This window comes from Synechococcus sp. CC9311 (genome assembly GCF_000014585.1).
Classification (GTDB): Bacteria; Cyanobacteriota; Cyanobacteriia; order PCC-6307; family Cyanobiaceae; genus Synechococcus_C.
This window is the reverse complement of sequence record NC_008319.1, coordinates 2,219,861-2,237,279: the sequence shown is the minus strand read 5'-3', so window position 1 is coordinate 2,237,279 and position 17,419 is coordinate 2,219,861. Positions and strand designations below refer to the sequence as shown.

General features: G+C 53.6%; 11 protein-coding genes, 2 tRNA genes and 2 rRNA genes. 10 read left to right on the top strand and 5 right to left on the bottom strand.

Annotation, left to right across the window (positions count from 1 at the left end):
- Positions 1-17: 17 nt before the first annotated feature.
- Together SYNC_RS11675 and rimO are read right to left on the bottom strand one after the other, a co-directional pair.
- Positions 18-1,247 (bottom strand): MFS transporter, encoded by a 1,230-nt coding sequence (locus SYNC_RS11675; RefSeq protein WP_011620443.1) that lies wholly within the window; start codon positions 1,245-1,247, stop codon positions 18-20.
- A complete protein-coding gene (gene rimO / locus SYNC_RS11670) occupies positions 1,244-2,641 on the bottom strand; it encodes a 30S ribosomal protein S12 methylthiotransferase RimO (RefSeq protein ID WP_041426734.1) in 1,398 nt (465 codons plus the stop codon). The genes SYNC_RS11675 and rimO overlap by 4 nt, the downstream gene beginning before the upstream one ends.
- Before the next feature lie 113 nt (positions 2,642-2,754).
- On the opposite strand from rimO, the gene SYNC_RS11665 reads away from it, so the two are divergent.
- The gene (locus tag SYNC_RS11665; protein ID WP_011620441.1) at positions 2,755-3,696 is read left to right on the top strand and encodes a vitamin K epoxide reductase family protein; all 942 of its coding nucleotides are present in this window, start codon (positions 2,755-2,757) and stop codon (positions 3,694-3,696) included.
- 16 nt (positions 3,697-3,712) lie between these two features.
- Here the strand turns inward: SYNC_RS11665 and nadB are convergent, their stop codons facing one another.
- The 3 genes from nadB to SYNC_RS11650 all read right to left on the bottom strand — a co-directional run bounded on the left by nadB (position 3,713) and on the right by SYNC_RS11650 (position 6,629).
- The gene (nadB, locus tag SYNC_RS11660) at positions 3,713-5,392 is read right to left on the bottom strand and encodes an L-aspartate oxidase (protein ID WP_011620440.1); all 1,680 of its coding nucleotides are present in this window, start codon (positions 5,390-5,392) and stop codon (positions 3,713-3,715) included.
- A gap of 48 nt (positions 5,393-5,440) precedes the next feature.
- A complete protein-coding gene (psbU, locus tag SYNC_RS11655; protein WP_011620439.1) occupies positions 5,441-5,818 on the bottom strand; it encodes a photosystem II complex extrinsic protein PsbU in 378 nt (125 codons plus the stop codon).
- Between the two features lie 112 nt (positions 5,819-5,930).
- Positions 5,931-6,629 (bottom strand): DUF3120 domain-containing protein, encoded by a 699-nt coding sequence (locus SYNC_RS11650; protein ID WP_237699219.1) that lies wholly within the window; start codon positions 6,627-6,629, stop codon positions 5,931-5,933.
- Between the two features lie 214 nt (positions 6,630-6,843).
- Here SYNC_RS11650 and SYNC_RS11645 point away from each other — a divergent pair, with 214 nt between their 5' ends.
- From SYNC_RS11645 to SYNC_RS11610, 9 genes are all read left to right on the top strand, one after another.
- Entirely contained in the window at positions 6,844-7,695 is an 852-nt protein-coding gene (locus SYNC_RS11645; protein WP_011620437.1) for an undecaprenyl-diphosphate phosphatase, read from the top strand.
- A 21-nt stretch (positions 7,696-7,716) separates the two neighbouring features.
- Positions 7,717-9,114 (top strand): TIGR03279 family radical SAM protein, encoded by a 1,398-nt coding sequence (locus SYNC_RS11640; protein WP_041426733.1) that lies wholly within the window; start codon positions 7,717-7,719, stop codon positions 9,112-9,114.
- Positions 9,115-9,255: 141 nt separating this feature from the next.
- On the top strand, positions 9,256-10,863 hold the full coding sequence (locus tag SYNC_RS11635) for a TolC family protein (protein ID WP_148201907.1): 1,608 nt from the start codon (positions 9,256-9,258) through the stop codon (positions 10,861-10,863).
- Positions 10,864-10,868: 5 nt separating this feature from the next.
- Positions 10,869-11,669, top strand: coding sequence for an inositol monophosphatase family protein (locus SYNC_RS11630; RefSeq protein WP_083756098.1), 801 nt, complete (start codon positions 10,869-10,871; stop codon positions 11,667-11,669).
- Entirely contained in the window at positions 11,666-11,800 is a 135-nt protein-coding gene (locus SYNC_RS15190; RefSeq protein WP_255321988.1) for a hypothetical protein, read from the top strand. The genes SYNC_RS11630 and SYNC_RS15190 overlap by 4 nt, the downstream gene beginning before the upstream one ends.
- Before the next feature lie 477 nt (positions 11,801-12,277).
- Positions 12,278-13,762: ribosomal RNA gene (locus SYNC_RS11625) — 16S ribosomal RNA — on the top strand.
- Between the two features lie 184 nt (positions 13,763-13,946).
- Positions 13,947-14,020: transfer RNA gene (locus SYNC_RS11620), tRNA-Ile, on the top strand.
- Positions 14,021-14,029: 9 nt separating this feature from the next.
- A tRNA-Ala gene (locus tag SYNC_RS11615) sits at positions 14,030-14,102 on the top strand.
- 420 nt (positions 14,103-14,522) lie between these two features.
- Positions 14,523-17,388 (top strand): 23S ribosomal RNA (locus SYNC_RS11610).
- Together the 16S and 23S rRNA genes with 2 tRNA genes alongside form the textbook arrangement of a ribosomal RNA operon.
- Positions 17,389-17,419 lie beyond the last annotated feature (31 nt).

The following is a 17,419-nucleotide window of genomic DNA, read 5'->3' as shown; positions in this document are numbered from 1 at the left end:
CACTCTTCTGCGCAGTATCAAGCTGATTTGACCTCGTTCATCGGCATTCCACCGCGACGCCAGATCTCCCCTAGGGAGAGAATCAGGCCGATCCCTCCTGCAATCGCAAATGTTGCTTGGAGTCCAAAGGTGATCGTGAGCTGAGCTGCGATCAGACCACTTAAGCCTCCACCACCCAAAAAAGCGATTTGGCTCAACCCGGCCATTCGGCCTCTCAGCACCTGCTTCGAGCCAACCTGCGTGATCAGATTGGCGCTACTGAGAAGGCCAGCTGTTCCCGCGCCGATGAGCCAAACCATCAGCAGCACGATGGGAATAAATCGGCTGCTAGCCATCCCAAGTTGAGCGACGGCTGTAATCAAGGCGAAACAACCCAGCGTGAGGCCAGGACGGCTGCTGAATTTGTGGCTATTGCGTTGCAAAACGATCCCACCGGTGATGCTTCCAGCAGCCAGCACACTTGTGAACAGACCAAGGTCTTGAGGGGTTGGCCCGAGTGTGTCGGCGGCAATCAGGGGTGCCAGACCTGGGTGGAAGAACCCAACCATGCAAATCAAGGCTGTGAACTTCAGCACATGCCGCAAAACGGGTCCGCATTCTTTCCAAGCTGAGTTGAGAGTGGCGGAATCTCTCGTGCTGCTTAGTTGTTCAATGGATTTGTTTGGCTTCAGCAGCCAGATCACGCTGGCAATTGGCAAAAGATAGGTGAGGGCATCAAGGCTCAGGGCCGTAGCGGGTCCTGTTAATGCCACAAGCCATCCCCCCAGGGGAGGACCGACTAATTTCCCAACATTGAATACAACTGAAAAACTGGCGAGATAGGGCGCCAATGTTCGTGGATCGTCCACAAGCAGCGCGCAGTATTTATTACGGGCAGTGAGTTCGTAGGCACCGGCAATCCCCATCAGCAGAGTGCTGGCGAGCAGCACTGCAACCTGGGCTGTGCCGTCCAAAAGAGGAATCGATAGGGCTGCAAGGAGCCCTGCCCCAAGGAGTGCCCACTGCGCCTGAATCAGTACCTGCTCGCAGCCAATTCGATCGGTCCGAACACCAGCAGGGCCACTCACGACCAGGGTCGGGAGAGAGAGCGCAGCAAAATGCAGGGCGAGCAACATGGCGTTGTCGGTGCCGCTCATCAAGATCCAGCCTTTGGCGGTGAGACCTGCGAAAGAACCAGCGGTGCTTACCCCCGAGGCAATAAGAAAAATTGTGCGTTGACGTTCATGCCAGCTGGGGCTTCTGTTCACGTCGCAGCGCGAGCGGCGGCGACCATGTGAGCAGCACTGACCACATGCCCGGAGAGGTCGTAGATGTCTGCTCCTGTGATCTGAACGGGCACCATGGTTCCCGGATTCACTTGCAGTCCGTTGTCCCCGGGTTGCACCAGCACTTCTCCGTCCACTTCTGGCGCGAATCGGGAGCATCGGCCAATCATTTCTCCGGTGGAGGGATTGTGTTGCTCAACTAAGACATCCACGGTTTTGCCAATCCAGGAGGCATTGCGAGCCGCGGAAATGGGCTGTTGCAAAGTCATCAACTTGTCCTTGCGCGCGATGGCAATCTCGTCTGGCACTGAATCAGGGAGAGTTGCTGCAGCCGTGCCATCTTCTGGTGAGAAGGTGAAAATCCCAACGTGATCAAAGCGTTGACGTTCTAAGAAACCGGCCAGATGTTCGAATTGATCCTCTGTTTCGCCGGGGAATCCCACAATCAATGTGGTGCGAAGGATCGCATTCGGTAGTTGTTCACGAATCTGATCGAGCAATCGCTCATTGACATCCGCTTGCCATGGCCGATTCATGGCTCGCAAAACCTCAGGATGGCTGTGCTGAAGCGGTAAATCGAGATAGGGCAGCACATTGGGAACATCTCGGTAGGCCGCAAGAACGGCAGGGGTAAGTCCCGTGGGGTAGGCGTAGTGCACGCGAATCCAGGGGATTTCCACGTCGCCGAGTGCCTTAAGGAGATCGGCGAGACGGGGCTTGCCATAGAGGTCTAGGCCGTAATTGGTGGTGATCTGGCTGATCAGGATCAATTCCTGAACCCCTTGTTCTGCCAACTGATGGGCTTCAGCCACGATCGATTCGATCGTTCTTGAGCGTTGATTTCCGCGGAGATGGGGAATGATGCAAAACGCGCAGCGGTAGTCGCAGCCTTCAGCAACTTTTAAATAGGCAACGGCTTCACCTGTGGTGCGGTAGCGGGGCAGGTTTTCGTCGGCCACAAAGGTTGGCGTTTGACTCACACGATTCACTCGTTCGCCCGCTTCTACCTGCTGCAGCACCTCCACGATGTGTTGATAGTCGCCGGTGCCCACGATCGCTTTTGCCTCTGGTATCGACTCCAGAAGCTCGTCCTGAAAATGCTGGGCCAGGCATCCAGCAATGATCAGCTCCTTGCCTTGCTCTGCAAGTCCCACGAGGGTTCTTACTGATTCTTCGCGGGCGTCTTGAATGAAGCTGCAGGTGTTCACCACCACAAGGTTGGCATCGTTTTCATCGCTGCTCACCCCATAGCCGGCTTCCGCGAGAAGTCCGAGCATGTGCTCTGTATCCACGCGATTTTTTTCGCAGCCCAGATGGGCGAAGGCCACTGTTGGCCGTTCCGAGAGGCTGTTGCCTGTTTTGGCGTCCACGGCCATGGCATGACCCTGCAATCCCTCAGTTTAGAAGCGGATGAACGTATAACACCCATGCGTAAACGCTGAATTGCTCACGCTTTGCTGCCAAAATCATGGGTAATTGATCGGCCTTAATGGCAACTCAGCGTCTCACCAGCCGACGCCGGCAGGACCAAGGCTCGAAATGGGTTCGGATTGTCATGGCCGTTTTGGCCACGGTCGGCGTCATCGATACGGGCTCGATCACTCTCAAATTTTGGGGAGTGCTTGGGGATCTCACCTGTCCGATGGGTGCGGGTGGTTGTGACAAGGTCCTGAATAGTCCTTGGGGCACGTTGTTTCAAGGGGATGGCTTCAGCATTCCCCTCTCCTTTTCAGGCTTGATTGCCTATCTAGCCGTTCTGGTCATGGCGGTTGTGCCCTTGCTCCCAGGTTTGTCAGAGAACAAAGCTGATTTGTCCCGTCGCACCTGGTGGGGCTTGTTCACGGTCTCACTTGTCATGGCTGTGTTCAGCCTGGTGCTCGTGGGTCTGATGGTGATCAAGATCCAGGCCTTCTGCTTTTTCTGCGTTCTCTCGGCGGTTCTCTCCCTCACCTTGTTGGTGTTGTCATTGGCCGGAGGAGGGTGGGACGACCCCTCTCAACTTCTGTTTCGGGGTTTCCTTCTCGCGCTGGCCGTGTTGCTTGGTGGCCTGATTTGGGCTTCAGTTCTCGATCCTGCACGTCCGGATGCTGTAGCTACAGGCCCAGGAGCACCTCCGCCGGTGCTCACTGAAAGCAACCCAGCAAAAATCTCTCTTGCCGAACACCTCACGGCTTCTGGAGCGGTGATGTATAGCGCCTATTGGTGCCCTCATTGCCATGAACAGAAGGAGATGTTCGGTCAGGAAGCTGCCAAAACCCTCAAGGTTGTTGAGTGCGCCCCAACAGGTCAAAACAATGAAGCCAAGCTGTGTCAAAGCAAGGGGATTGAAGGATTCCCCACGTGGGAGATCAACGGCGAGCTCGATTCTGGCGTGAAAAAACTTCCTGAGCTTGCCCGTCTTTCTGGATATCAGGGTTCCAAGGACTTCTGAACACAAGATCCAGGCTTTAAGTACTCACGGCTCTCGTTCCGGTGGCTTGGCCTTTGACTTGGCGGCTATGACAGCACCATTGAGGCATGGGAGCTGGGGTGTCATTACGGAAATGTCCGCCCCTGCTTTCTTTCCGGAACAAACAAGCTTCCAACAGCAAAGAGCTTGATTGCTGGCGATGCAGGAGATCCAGCATCAGGTTCAGCTCCGCTCGCCTGTTCTCATTAAGTAGGGTGAGCTGCCCAGGATGTTGCTGCTGCATGAGCTTGAGAGGCGTCATCGCTTCGAGGATTGGTGTGGCTTTCTGCAGTGTTTGCAATACGTCTTGCATGCCGTGGGCTGATCGATCTACGCCTGCAACTCGCCAGCATTCCGATCTCAGCCAATGGATGGATTGGGTTAGTTCTTGTTTGCTGAGCGCTCCACGACCTTGATCGTTGTCTGATGTTGCTTCTGATCGTCGTTCTTCTTCCGTTGTTTTAGAGAGTGGATTGCCAAGGTCGATGTCACGAAGTTGCCGAGCGAATACAAGGCATTCCATTAATGAGTTGCTGGCAAGCCGATTGGCTCCATGCAGACCGGTGCAGGCCACTTCTCCAACGGCGTAAAGACCAGGAAGGCTTGTGGCAGCTTGCAAGTTGGTGGCGACACCTCCCATCCAGTAATGGGCTGCTGGAGCCACGGGAATCGGCTGGTTCTGTGGGTTGATTCCAAAGCTGTGGCAGCGCTCAAGGATCGTTGGGAACCGCCGTAGCAAGGTCTCAGTGTTGATGGGGGTGAGGTCTAGTCCCATGTGAGCGACCCCTTGGGCCTGCATGCGACGCACCAGAGCACGACTGACCTGATCTCTTGGGGCTAAGTCTTTCCCTTCCAGTTCATGGACAGGGCTTTGTCCCAAGCCGTCGACAAGTAGAGCCCCCTCGCCGCGGACGGCTTCAGAGATTAAGAAGCAAGGTGCATGTTCAAGCTTGAGGGCTGTGGGATGGAACTGAATGAATTCCAGATCTTCGATTGCGGCTCCTGCTTGCCAGGCCAGTGCAACACCTTCGCCGCAGGCTTGTGCTGGGTTGGTGGTGTTGGTGTAGAGATGGCCTCCACCTCCGGTGGCCAACACCACGGCACGGGCAGGAATCCAGTGAAGTCTTGGGCCTTCGAGGACCTGGACGCCACAGCAGCGATTGTTTTGCACCCAGAGCTGGGTCACCCGAACGCCTCGGCGATGCTGCAAACCAGGACGAGCATCCACACGTTCTCTCAAGACATCCACCAAGGCTTTGCCTGTGCGGTCCTGTACATGGAGAACCCTTCGATGACTATGTGCCGCCTCGAGGGTGGTCGCCAGTGACCCATCCGGGTTGCGATCAAACTCCATGCCTAGCTCTTGCAGTCTGAGCACGCTTTGCGGGGCTTCATCAACAAGAAGGCGCACGGCATCTCCATCACACAGCCCAGCTCCTGCTCGTACTGTGTCTTCTCCGTGGCTTCCAGCGTCGTCGTTGGAACGGGTGACAGCTGCAATGCCTCCTTGAGCCCAGCGACTAGACGATCGCCTACTCGTGTTTCGATTGAGGAGCAGGACACGCAGACCCTTTGGAAGCTCCAAACAAGTCATCAGCCCGGCTGCACCGGCGCCAATCACGATCACATCCCAGGGTCCAGGCGCAATCGGATCGGTAGAGGTTGCGTGGCTGCTCATGGGAGCAAAAACCGCCAGTGTTCCTGGCGGTTCAAGCTTGGATCCGCGTCAACGAAACTGACCGTCGTTAATGCGATCGAAGCCCTCGTTGAGAGCAATCGATGGAGCGGTGACCACGAAATTGTCGCGATATTTCTCGAACAATTCTTTCTGACGTTCTGAAAGGTCGAGTTTCAGCACGTCATCGACGTTCTCGTAGGGACCTCCCAAAACAATCTTTCCCGCGAAGGTGGGGTACATCCCGGGGAATTGCTGAAAGCGCCGCACAGAGGAATTATTTAAATCAACCTTGTCGCCGCGTTCGGCGAGTTTGTCGTCTGCGACATTTCTGATCTCAGCGGCAGAAACACTGGGGGGAACGAGAAGGCCTATCAATAGGCCAGCGATCACAACCAAGCCCGTCAGCCAGGACAACAGGCGCTTCATCTGAACTCTCCGTCGGGATTCGCAACTGAACTTCCGGCAGCGCCGGTATGGAAACCTTACAAGTGCAGAACCCTTTTGCTGCCTCAGCACAGCCATGCGTTCGCAGTTCGTTTCAGATCAGACCGCTCAGGCTTGGAACTGAAAGCGACAGCACCAGAAACAATGCATCGATTAAAAGAGTGGTGGAGAGGACAGCAGCTGCAACACTCCAAGCCTTTTGGTGCTCTGAAGGTCGAGCTGATTGAGTCCAAAACTGCTTCGCTAACCAGACGATCAACCCTGCTGATGAAAGGAGGATCAAGAGCGAAACAGGTTGCAAAACCAATGTTGCAGCTTCATTAAGCAGCTGGGGAGCTTCTCTTGATGAGGCTTTGACAACCTCTGGCCAAAATGACATCACCCTGGTCAGAGCCATTGTGATGTCAGTGATAGCTGTGCCTAGGAGTGAAGCTAGGTAAAAGGAACAGCTCAGCTTCCAGCGACTGTTAAGCCCTCCAACGGCTAGAGGTAAGGCAATGGCCTCCACAGGTATGTGCAAGACCGGATGCATGCGCAGCCATCCCCAAAAAAGGGTGCCAGCGAGCCAACTCCCACTGAATCCCACCAGCAGGGTTCCGAATTCCTTCCAAGACGTATTGCCAACCTGTGCCGCCAAGATTCCTGTTGTCAGGAGAACTGCGGTGAATAAACAAGAACTAAATGGGTGAAAGCGCACCCAGGGCGCCTGAAGAAAGACTGGCAGAACAACCAATGCTGAAGCCCATATGCACAGCGAGCGAGAAAACGAAAACGTTGGAACCTGGGACGTCACCAGGGCCTTCGTCTCCGATGTTGGCGTCTGAATCAGACCACTCAGCAAAAGGGCTTCCCCGAATGGGGTAACTAAAGGACTCGAAGATTAGAAGATTTGAGCCCTTTGTCGGGATCTGGCGCCCAAGAATGATGGAAACGCATTTGTCTTCCTAAACACGTGCGGCTTTGCACGCAGTGGCTCATAGTCTTATTGCCCTCATTAAACGAGCGCTTTGACGCCAGATCCTGGACTGCTGGAAGCTTGCTGGCGTGACTTTGTGCTCGGTGTCGTGCAGGGGCTAACGGAATTTTTGCCGATCAGCAGCACGGCCCACCTCAAGGTTGTTCCCGTACTTGCCGGATGGGGTGACCCTGGCCTCTCGGTGACCGCCGTGATTCAACTAGGCAGCATCGTTGCTGTTATTGCTTATTTCCGTGCCGATTTGGCGGGAGTGCTCAAAGGCATCAGTGGAGCGTTCCGCCGCGGTCAATGGCGTGAACCTGAGGCGCGGCTTGGGATTGCGATGTTGATCGGCACCCTGCCCATTTTGATTGCCGGTTTGTGCATCAAGTTGTATTGGCCTGGTTACGCAACCTCCTCACTTCGAAGTGTTCCGGCCATTGCTGTGGTCTCGATTGTGATGGCGCTTCTGTTGGGTTTCGCTGAATTGCTCGGGCCCCGACTGAAGCAGCTCAATCAGGTGGACGGACGCGACGGACTTGTTGTTGGTCTGGCTCAAGTTTTTTCATTGATCCCGGGCGTTTCTCGTTCCGGAAGCACCCTCACGGCATCACTCTTTGATGGCTGGAAGCGGGCTGATGCGGCTCGCTTCTCGTTTTTGTTAGGGATTCCTGCCATCACGATCGCAGGATTGGTGGAATTGAAGGACGCATTCTCAGGCTCTAGCGCGGGAGGGGTGTTGCCTGTTTTTGTGGGCATCTGTTCTGCCGCAGTGGTGTCCTGGCTAGCGATCGACTGGCTTATTAAGTATCTCGAGAGCCACAGCACCAGGATTTTTGTGGTGTATAGGTTGCTCTTTGGTGTGCTTCTTCTGGTCTGGTGGTCTGGTTCGGCATCAAACTGATCGGAGTTGAGCTTCAGCCCCGTGTGGAATGAACCTTCTGCAGGTGTGGCTGTTGCGGCTCTTGATCCAGAGCGAGCCTCCCGCCAGCCTGCACCCGCCGTTGTGGCATCGGTGGAGCCGGGATCGATCGGAGAGGACCTTGGCTTTGAGCCTGGGGATCAGTTGTTGAGCATTAATGGTGTTCGCCCCCGAGATCTGATCGATTACCGCTATTTGATCGTTGAGGAAGAGTTGCATTTAGAGATTTGCGATGCAGCAGGGCAGCTTCACCAGGTGGACCTGGAAAAGGATGAGGACGACGGCCTTGGGCTGGTGTTTACAGAGGCCTTGTTCGATGGATTGCGTCAATGCAGCAATGCTTGTGCCTTCTGCTTCATCGATCAGCAACCACCTGGCCACCGCAGCAGTCTCTATCTCAAGGACGATGACTATCGCTTGAGCTTTCTCTATGGCTCTTATTTAACCCTTACAAATCTGAGCGACTCCGATTGGCAGAGGATTGAACAACAGCGTCTGTCGCCCTTATTCGTTTCTGTCCATGCAACTGACCCCGAGCTGCGCTCGAACCTTTTGCAGAATCCACGCGCCGGTCAGCTCATGCAGCAACTGACCTGGTTCGCTGAACGCGATCTGCAGATCCACGCGCAGGTTGTGGTGTGCCCTGATCAAAACGATGGAGCGGCTTTGCTGCGCACCATTCAGGATTTGGCTCAATTTGCTGGCGGTGAGTGGCCGGCAGTGCTCTCAGTTGCAGTTGTTCCTGTTGGCCTGACCCGGTTCAGGCCTTCCTCCGATGGCTTACGTGCGGTTAACCCAGTAGATGCCAGAAAGGTGATTGCCGCGGTGGAACCTCTTCAGAGGGAGTTTCAGGCCAAATTTGGTAGCAGCTTTGTCTGGCTTTCAGACGAGTGGTATTTGATTGCTGGTTTGTCTTTGCCCTCGCGTGCGAGCTACGAAGATTTTCCTCAGCAGGAAAATGGCGTTGGAAGTATTCGAGCGTTTCTTGCTTCTTTGGATGAGGCAACCACCAACCTCCCCCAGTCTGTTGAGAAACCCGTGAAAAGCAGTTGGGTGGTTGGACGTTTAGTTGAAACCGCTCTTGAACCTGTGATCAAGAGGCTTAACGCGGTGGAGGGAGTTCAGCTGACGTTGCATGGGCTCCCAAGTCCTTACTGGGGGCAAAATGAAGTCGTCACGGGCTTGCTGACCGGACAAGACCTTCTTGATGGCTTGATTGATCAAGACCTGGGTGATCAGCTTTTGCTCCCTTCCGTCATGCTCCGCCAAGGCGATCCGGTGTTTTTGGACGACATGACGTTGAATCAAATTCGGCAAATTTTGCCGGTTCCGATCCGAATCGTGCATGGAGCAGCTGAAATCGTGGCCTCAGCACTCGGTTCTCTCGAAAAAAGCACTTAAGCTCCTCTGAGTTCCAGTTTTGTTGTGCTTCGGACAACCGCTCATATTCTTCTGGTTGCAGGTTGTTTGCCTGTTTTTGCAGCTACGTCTGCACTTGCTCAGGTCACTAACGGCGAGTCCGCCTCCTCTGATTCGTTGTTGATGGATCAGTCGACACTGCCTAATGCCATTGAGATCAAAGGGCCACGTCCCAAGGCCGATCCATCGGTAATTGCACCTGCGGCAACCACTCTTCCTGAGGATTTGGAAGCACTGTCATCACCCGATAGTCTTGCCCTACCCGACCTTCCTTCTCAGGTCACGATCCGCGAACTTCGCCCTTTGACTCTGCAAGAGGTGGAGCGCTTAGTTGAAGTAAATAATCCAGGCTTAAAGGCTGCAGCTAGTCAGGTTGAGCAGGCTAAGTCGGAATTGCTTGCTGCGATTTCTCTCTGGTACCCCACAGTGAACCTTACTGCGAATGGGTTGCCCCAATATCTAGAGGGTGAGCAATATAGAAATCCTGATTTTGTTTCTACATTTAATCAGCAAAATCCTCTGACAGGAGAATCGTTTTCGGGACGTGACCCAAACACTTACACAAGACGTTGGTCGGCCAATTTTTCTGCCCAAGTGCAGTGGAATCTGATCGACCCTTCACGTGTTCCCCAAATAGCGGCAGCACGCGACAGCTTTGAGAAAGCAAGTGATACTTACCTCATTGCGTTGAGAGAGCTGAGGCTTCAGGCCTCAACAAGTTATTTTGAGCTCCAGCGTCAAGACGAACAAGTACGCATCGGTCAACAGTCGGTTCGTGCTTCGCTTGTGAGTTTGAGTGAAGCCCGTGCTCGATACCAAGCTGGAGTTGCGAATAAACTGGAAGTATTAGAAGCGCAAACGCAACTTTCGAGAGACCGATTGGTGCTCACCAATGCTTTGGCTGCTCAATCCAGTGCACGCCGATCCTTAGCTTCACTTCTGGATCTTCCGCAGGATGTCACCCCCACAGCAGCGGATCCAACTCGAGTGCTTGGAACTTGGCAACCATCACTTCAAGAAAGCATCATCGCTGCCTATGCGTTTAGGGAAGAGTTAGATCGATTCATCTTAGATATCTCAATCAACAACAGCAGGGCCAACACTGCTCTCGCTGCTGTGCAGCCAGTACTGAGCATTTTTAATAGTTTCGATACAGCTCGGAACCAGGGGCAGTCCAATCAATCGGGCTCGATCGATCTGGATGATTACAACTGGAATTACAGCAATGCCGTTGGTTTAAGCGCTACCTGGAACATTTTTGATGGTGGGCGTGCCCGTGCTCAATACCGTCAAAATAAGCAGCGTGCTGAAGAGAGCAAATACAACTTTGCTTCTGAGCGAGATCGCATTCGCTCAGAAGTTGAAGATAGTTTCTTCAATCTTCGCAGAGCGTCCCAGAACATTCATACCTCCACTAGTGAGGTCCTCACAGCGGCTGAGTCGCTTAGAATTGCCCGCCTACGATTTCAAGCTGGTGTAACAACACAACGTGAGGTTGTGGAAACTCAGCGTGATTTAACTGACGCTCAGGTCCGTTACGCCAATGCAATCAACGCTTATAACGTCAGTATCGCTGAATTGCGCCGTCGCACCGGACTTGATCAAGTGTTGGCATGTCCAGCCCTCAATTTGCCAGCTACAAAGCCAACTCAGGCAGATATTGATGTCCCCATCGAGCCGCAACCCAATCGTCCTCCTTGCGAAGCACCAGTTCCTGTGTTTCAGAGCTGAGCAGGGTGCCTGACCCGCTTACTCCTCAGCAACTCGAGCGAGTGCATCTCTTACTTGATCAAGTTGCAGAACATCAGCGCAATGACTTTGGCCACATCGTGTCCGACGTCAAACCGGATGGAAGCTTGATCACAGCCTGTGATCGATGGAGTGATGCTGCCTTTGTTCAGGGACTAGCCGAAATAGCCCCTGGTGAGGGGGTCCTCAGTGAAGAAGGAAGCCAGGAGTGTCCGTCGAGCCAGGCGTACTGGGTGGTTGATCCCTTGGATGGCACCACCAATTTCGCTGCTGGGATTCCTTACTGGGCTATTTCGATTGCAAGATTCGTGAATGGTGAGCCTTCAGAGGCGTTTCTCGATATCCCTTCTTTGCGCCAAAGGATCGTTGCGATTCGAGGACAAGGGGCTTGGCGGAATCAAAAACGGTTGACCCCCGAAAGCAGGGTTGCGGCTGGAAGTTCTTGCATATCTCTTTGCAGTAGATCCATTCGCGTTCTCCAGAAAAGACCAAACCATTCCTTTCCAGGAAAAATTCGTCTTTTGGGTGTTGCAAGCCTCAATTTGGTCAGTGTGGCGATGGGCCAAACCGCGGGTGCGCTCGAGGCCACTCCCAAAATTTGGGACTTAGCTGCAGCTTGGCTCGTGCTCACTGAACTGAGCTGCCCCTTGATTTGGCTCGGCCCTCACCCTGCTCATTTGCAACCAGGCTGGGATCTCTCAGAGATGGGCTTCCCTGTGGTGGCGGCTGGCTCTCAGAAGCAGCTGGAACGCTTGGCGCCTTGGGGAGAGCTTCTGCTGAAGGGTTGAGCTCTGCTGTTGCTTTCCCTCAAGGGTTGCAATGGGGGTGTGTGTTGGGTTATGGTTTTGGACTGCGCGGGGGAGTAACACTCCGAGGCGCAGCCGAGGGATGCAAAGAGCGAAAGCTTGAAGTGTTCTGAGGGTGCTTACGAGATTGGGGGAGCGATCCCACGATGTTGTAAGTTTCAAAGGCGGTCGCGAGACCGCAGGCCGCACGTCTCTGAAAGGGGACGCAAAGCCAGAACCTGGACAATTAAAAAGTTTAGGAACTGACGCTTTTATCGCGTTTAGTTCGAGTTAAGGCCGAAAGGTTTTAATGCGAACTAAATGATATTGCGATAAAGGTGTGAGGTCCCGTCAACAACATTTTAGTTGCAGAGAAGCATTGTGCTTACAACTTGAGGGTTTTCACGAACCATTGAGTTGTCGGTGTGCGCAATGTGGAGCAACGACCGGATCTGAGATCCTGGAAAGTCAAACGAGGAAGAGATTCTAAATTTGCACTCTTGTGAATCCTTCTGTCAGAGGAAGGGGGCGACAACTGCGACCAGTACGCCAGTGCTGGGCCCGTGGGTGAAGCAAGTCAATCTGAGGTGAGAACCAAAAGGGATTGATCTACAACGGAGAGTTTGATCCTGGCTCAGGATGAACGCTGGCGGCGTGCTTAACACATGCAAGTCGAACGAACCTTCGGGTTAGTGGCGGACGGGTGAGTAACGCGTGGGAATCTGCCCTCAGGAGGGGGATAACGGTTGGAAACGGCCGCTAATACCCCATATGCCGAGAGGTGAAATGAATTTCGCCTGAGGATGAGCCCGCGTCTGATTAGCTAGTTGGTGAGGTAAGAGCTCACCAAGGCATCGATCAGTAGCTGGTCTGAGAGGATGATCAGCCACACTGGGACTGAGACACGGCCCAGACTCCTACGGGAGGCAGCAGTGGGGAATTTTCCGCAATGGGCGAAAGCCTGACGGAGCAACGCCGCGTGAGGGATGAAGGCCTCTGGGCTGTAAACCTCTTTTATCAAGGAAGAAGATCTGACGGTACTTGATGAATAAGCCACGGCTAATTCCGTGCCAGCAGCCGCGGTAATACGGGAGTGGCAAGCGTTATCCGGAATTATTGGGCGTAAAGCGTCCGCAGGCGGCCCTACAAGTCTGCTGTTAAAAAGTGGAGCTTAACTCCATCATGGCAGTGGAAACTGTTGGGCTTGAGTGTGGTAGGGGCAGAGGGAATTCCCGGTGTAGCGGTGAAATGCGTAGATATCGGGAAGAACACCAGTGGCGAAGGCGCTCTGCTGGGCCATCACTGACGCTCATGGACGAAAGCCAGGGGAGCGAAAGGGATTAGATACCCCTGTAGTCCTGGCCGTAAACGATGAACACTAGGTGTCGGGGGAATCGACCCCTCCGGTGTCGTAGCCAACGCGTTAAGTGTTCCGCCTGGGGAGTACGCACGCAAGTGTGAAACTCAAAGGAATTGACGGGGGCCCGCACAAGCGGTGGAGTATGTGGTTTAATTCGATGCAACGCGAAGAACCTTACCAGGGTTTGACATCCTGCGAATCTCTTGGAAACTTGAGAGTGCCTTCGGGAGCGCAGTGACAGGTGGTGCATGGCTGTCGTCAGCTCGTGTCGTGAGATGTTGGGTTAAGTCCCGCAACGAGCGCAACCCACGTCTTTAGTTGCCAGCATTTAGTTGGGCACTCTAGAGAGACCGCCGGTGATAAACCGGAGGAAGGTGTGGATGACGTCAAGTCATCATGCCCCTTACATCCTGGGCTACACACGTACTACAATGCTACGGACAAAGGGCAGCAAGTTCGCGAGGACAAGCAAATCCCATAAACCGTGGCTCAGTTCAGATCGTAGGCTGCAACTCGCCTACGTGAAGGAGGAATCGCTAGTAATCGCAGGTCAGCATACTGCGGTGAATACGTTCCCGGGCCTTGTACACACCGCCCGTCACACCATGGAAGTTGGCCACGCCCGAAGCCGTTACTCCAACCCTTGTGGAGGAGGACGTCGAAGGTGGGGCTGATGACTGGGGTGAAGTCGTAACAAGGTAGCCGTACCGGAAGGTGCGGCTGGATCACCTCCTAACAGGGAGACAAACAACGATTTTGATGTCTGAGTTTTTTATTCTTAGGCCAAAATCCTGTCACCTTAGGTCGATCGGTACCTCAACTTTGAAGCTAAGAGAGTTCCAGCAATGGTTGTCTGCTTAGTGGAGATTTTTAGTTCCTAAACTTTGTCTAGTTCACAACCCATTAGGGATGAGACTCCTGGGCCATTAGCTCAGGTGGTTAGAGCGCACCCCTGATAAGGGTGAGGTCCCTGGTTCAAGTCCAGGATGGCCCATTCGGTGTAGGGGGTTTAGCTCAGTTGGTAGAGCGCCTGCTTTGCAAGCAGGATGTCAGGAGTTCGAGTCTCCTAACCTCCACTGACTGCAAAGAATCCCCATCTCCAAAACCTGGAGTATGAACTCGTATGGATTGTGATTTAGATGTGTCCGCTAGATGATCCTAGCTTCTTGTCATTTTAAGACATGGAAATGGTTCCATGATTTGATTGATAGGATGCTGGGCTCGATTCAATGTATTGAGAGATCAATGCATTGTTTTGATGTCTAGCCGAACCTTGACAACTGCATAGTAAAAGTCTGGAAAGAATAAAGCATCTCATAGATGCATCATTCTTGAGTGTTCATTCACTTTTGGATGGTGTTAATTCTAAGAGCAAGAGCCGAGACTCCAGCATGTTCTTTCAAATGTGTCGAGCATTTGAGAGTTTGATTTTAATTTCTACTTGTAGAAGTTAGAAGAATCTGTTTCAACGACAGCAAGCGTGTTGGAGATACATTGGTCAAGCTACAAAGGGCTCACGGCGGATACCTTGGCACACAGAGGCGATGAAGGACGTGGTTACCTGCGATAAGTCTCGGGGAGCTGGAAACACGCTTTGATCCGGGAATTTCCGAATGGGGCAACCCCTAGAACGGCCAGCTGAATCTATAGGCTGGCGCGAGCCAACCCAGCGAACTGAAACATCTTAGTAGCTGGAGGAAAGGAAAGTAAAAACGACTCCCTAAGTAGCGGCGAGCGAACGGGGAAGAGCCTAAACCAATGGTTTCGACCATTGGGGTTGTGGGACAGCAATGTGGATCAGGAATGTTAGTGGAAGTGTTTGAAAGACACGCCACAGAGGGTGAAAGCCCCGTACACGAAAACTGAACTGACCTAGCTGTATCCCGAGTAGCACGGAGCACGTGGAATTCCGTGTGAATCAGCGAGGACCACCTCGTAAGGCTAAGTACTCCTGTGTGACCGATAGCGAAACAGTACCGCGAGGGAAAGGTGAAAAGAACCCCGGGAGGGGAGTGAAATAGAACATGAAACCGTGAGCCTACAAGCAATGGGAGCCCTACTAATAGGGTGACCGTGTGCCTGTTGAAGAATGAGCCGGCGACTTATAGGCACTGGCGGGTTAAACCGGAAATGGTGGAGCCATAGCGAAAGCGAGTCTGAATAGGGCGTTTGTCAGTGTTTATAGACCCGAACCCGGGTGATCTAACCATGGCCAGGATGAAGCTTGGGTGATACCAAGTGGAGGTCCGAACCGACTGATGTTGAAAAATCAGCGGATGAGCTGTGGTTAGGGGTGAAATGCCAATCGAACCCGGAGCTAGCTGGTTCTCCCCGAAATACGTTGAGGCGTAGCGTCTCGTGCTCCAGCAGGGGGGTAAAGCCACCATTTCGGTGCGGGCTGCGAGAGCGGTACCAAATCGAGATGAACTCTGAATACCCTGTGTGTAGCGAGGCAGTCAGACTGTGGGGGATAAGCTCCATGGTCGAGAGGGAAACAGCCCAGACCGCCAGCTAAGGTCCCCAAATCAACACTAAGTGATAAAGGAGGTGGGATTGCCCAGACAACCAGGAGGTTTGCCTAGAAGCAGCCATCCTCAAAGGAGTGCGTAATAGCTCACTGGTCGAGCGATCCTGCGCCGAAAATGAATGGGGCTAAGTGTTGTACCGAAGCTGCGGATTTATGGTAGGGGAGCGTTCTATGTGGGGCGAAGCGTTAGCGTGAGCGGGCGTGGACTGCATAGAAGTGAGAATGTCGGCTTGAGTAGCGAAAACATGGGTGAGAATCCCATGCACCGAAACCCTAAGGGTTCCTCCGGCAGGCTCGTCCGCGGAGGGTTAGTCTGGACCTAAGGCGAGGCCGAAAGGCGTAGTCGATGGATAACAGGTCAACATTCCTGTACCGGTTATGTTTTGGGAAGAGGGACGGAGAAGGCTAGCCAAGCCAGATGTTGGTTACTGGTTCAAGCGTTCGAGGCGTTGAGGATCGGCGAAAACGATCCGAGCTGAGGCGTGAGTACGAGCTGCTACGGCAGCGAAGTTGGTGATGTCATGCTTCCAAGAAAAGCTCTATACCCGTTAAGGCATAACTGCCAGTACCCGAAACCGACACAGGTGGGGTGGTAGAGAATACCGAGGTGCGCGAGGTAACTCTCTCTAAGGAACTCGGCAAAATGGCCCCGTAACTTCGGGAGAAGGGGTGCCACAGCAATGTGGTCGCAGTGAAGAGGCCCTGGCGACTGTTTACCAAAAACACAGGTCTCCGCTAAGTCGCAAGACGATGTATGGGGGCTGACGCCTGCCCAGTGCCGGAAGGTTAAGGAAGCCGGTCAGCGTAAGCGAAGCTGGCGACTGAAGCCCCGGTGAACGGCGGCCGTAACTATAACGGTCCTAAGGTAGCGAAATTCCTTGTCGGGTAAGTTCCGACCCGCACGAAAGGCGTAACGATCAGGGCGCTGTCTCGGAGAGAGGCTCGGCGAAATAGAATTGTCTGTGAAGATGCGGACTACATACACCCGGACAGAAAGACCCTATGAAGCTTTACTGTAGCTTGGTATTGTGCCCGGGCTCTGAATGCGCAGGATAGGTGGGAGACGTTGATCTAGTGCTCGTGGGTGCTAGGGAGTCAATGGTGAGATACCACTCTTTCAGAGCTAGGGTTCTAACGTTCACCCGTTATCCGGGGAGCGGACAGTATCAGGTGGGCAGTTTGACTGGGGCGGTCGCCTCCTAAAAGGTAACGGAGGCGCGCAAAGGTTTCCTCAGGCTGGTTGGAAATCAGCCGACGAGTGCAAAAGCAGAAGGAAGCTTGACTGTGAGACCTACAAGTCGAACAGGGACGAAAGTCGGCTTTAGTGATCCGACGGTTCTGAGTGGAAGGGCCGTCGCTCAACGGATAAAAGTTACTCTAGGGATAACAGGCTGATCTCCCCCAAGAGTTCACATCGACGGGGAGGTTTGGCACCTCGATGTCGGCTCATCGCAACCTGGGGCTGAAGTCGGTCCCAAGGGTTGGGCTGTTCGCCCATTAAAGCGGTACGCGAGCTGGGTTCAGAACGTCGTGAGACAGTTCGGTCCATATCCGGTGTATGCGTAGGAATATTGAGAGGATTTCTCCCTAGTACGAGAGGACCGGGAGGAACACACCTCTGGTGTACCAGTTATCGTGCCAACGGTAAACGCTGGGTAGCCATGTGTGGAGTGGATAACCGCTGAAAGCATCTAAGTGGGAAGCCCACCTCAAGATGAGTATTCCCATGGGGTAACCCAGTAAGGTCACGGGAAGAACACCCGTTGATAGGCTCTACGTCGAAGTTCAGTAATGGATGCAGCGGAGGAGTACTAATAGACCGAGGGCTTGACCAACACTTGGTTCTTGCCTTGAAACAACTTTATT

Bases quoted from the DNA above. Each gene is read 5' to 3' on its own strand.
- rimO (WP_041426734.1), bottom strand. From the start codon at position 2,641: ATGGCCGTGGACGCCAAAACAGGCAACAGCCTCTCGGAACGGCCAACA.
- SYNC_RS11665 (WP_011620441.1), top strand. From the start codon at position 2,755: ATGGCAACTCAGCGTCTCACCAGCCGACGCCGGCAGGACCAAGGCTCG.
- nadB (WP_011620440.1), bottom strand. From the start codon at position 5,392: ATGAGCAGCCACGCAACCTCTACCGATCCGATTGCGCCTGGACCCTGG.
- psbU (WP_011620439.1), bottom strand. From the start codon at position 5,818: ATGAAGCGCCTGTTGTCCTGGCTGACGGGCTTGGTTGTGATCGCTGGC.
- SYNC_RS11635 (WP_148201907.1), top strand. From the start codon at position 9,256: ATGGATCAGTCGACACTGCCTAATGCCATTGAGATCAAAGGGCCACGT.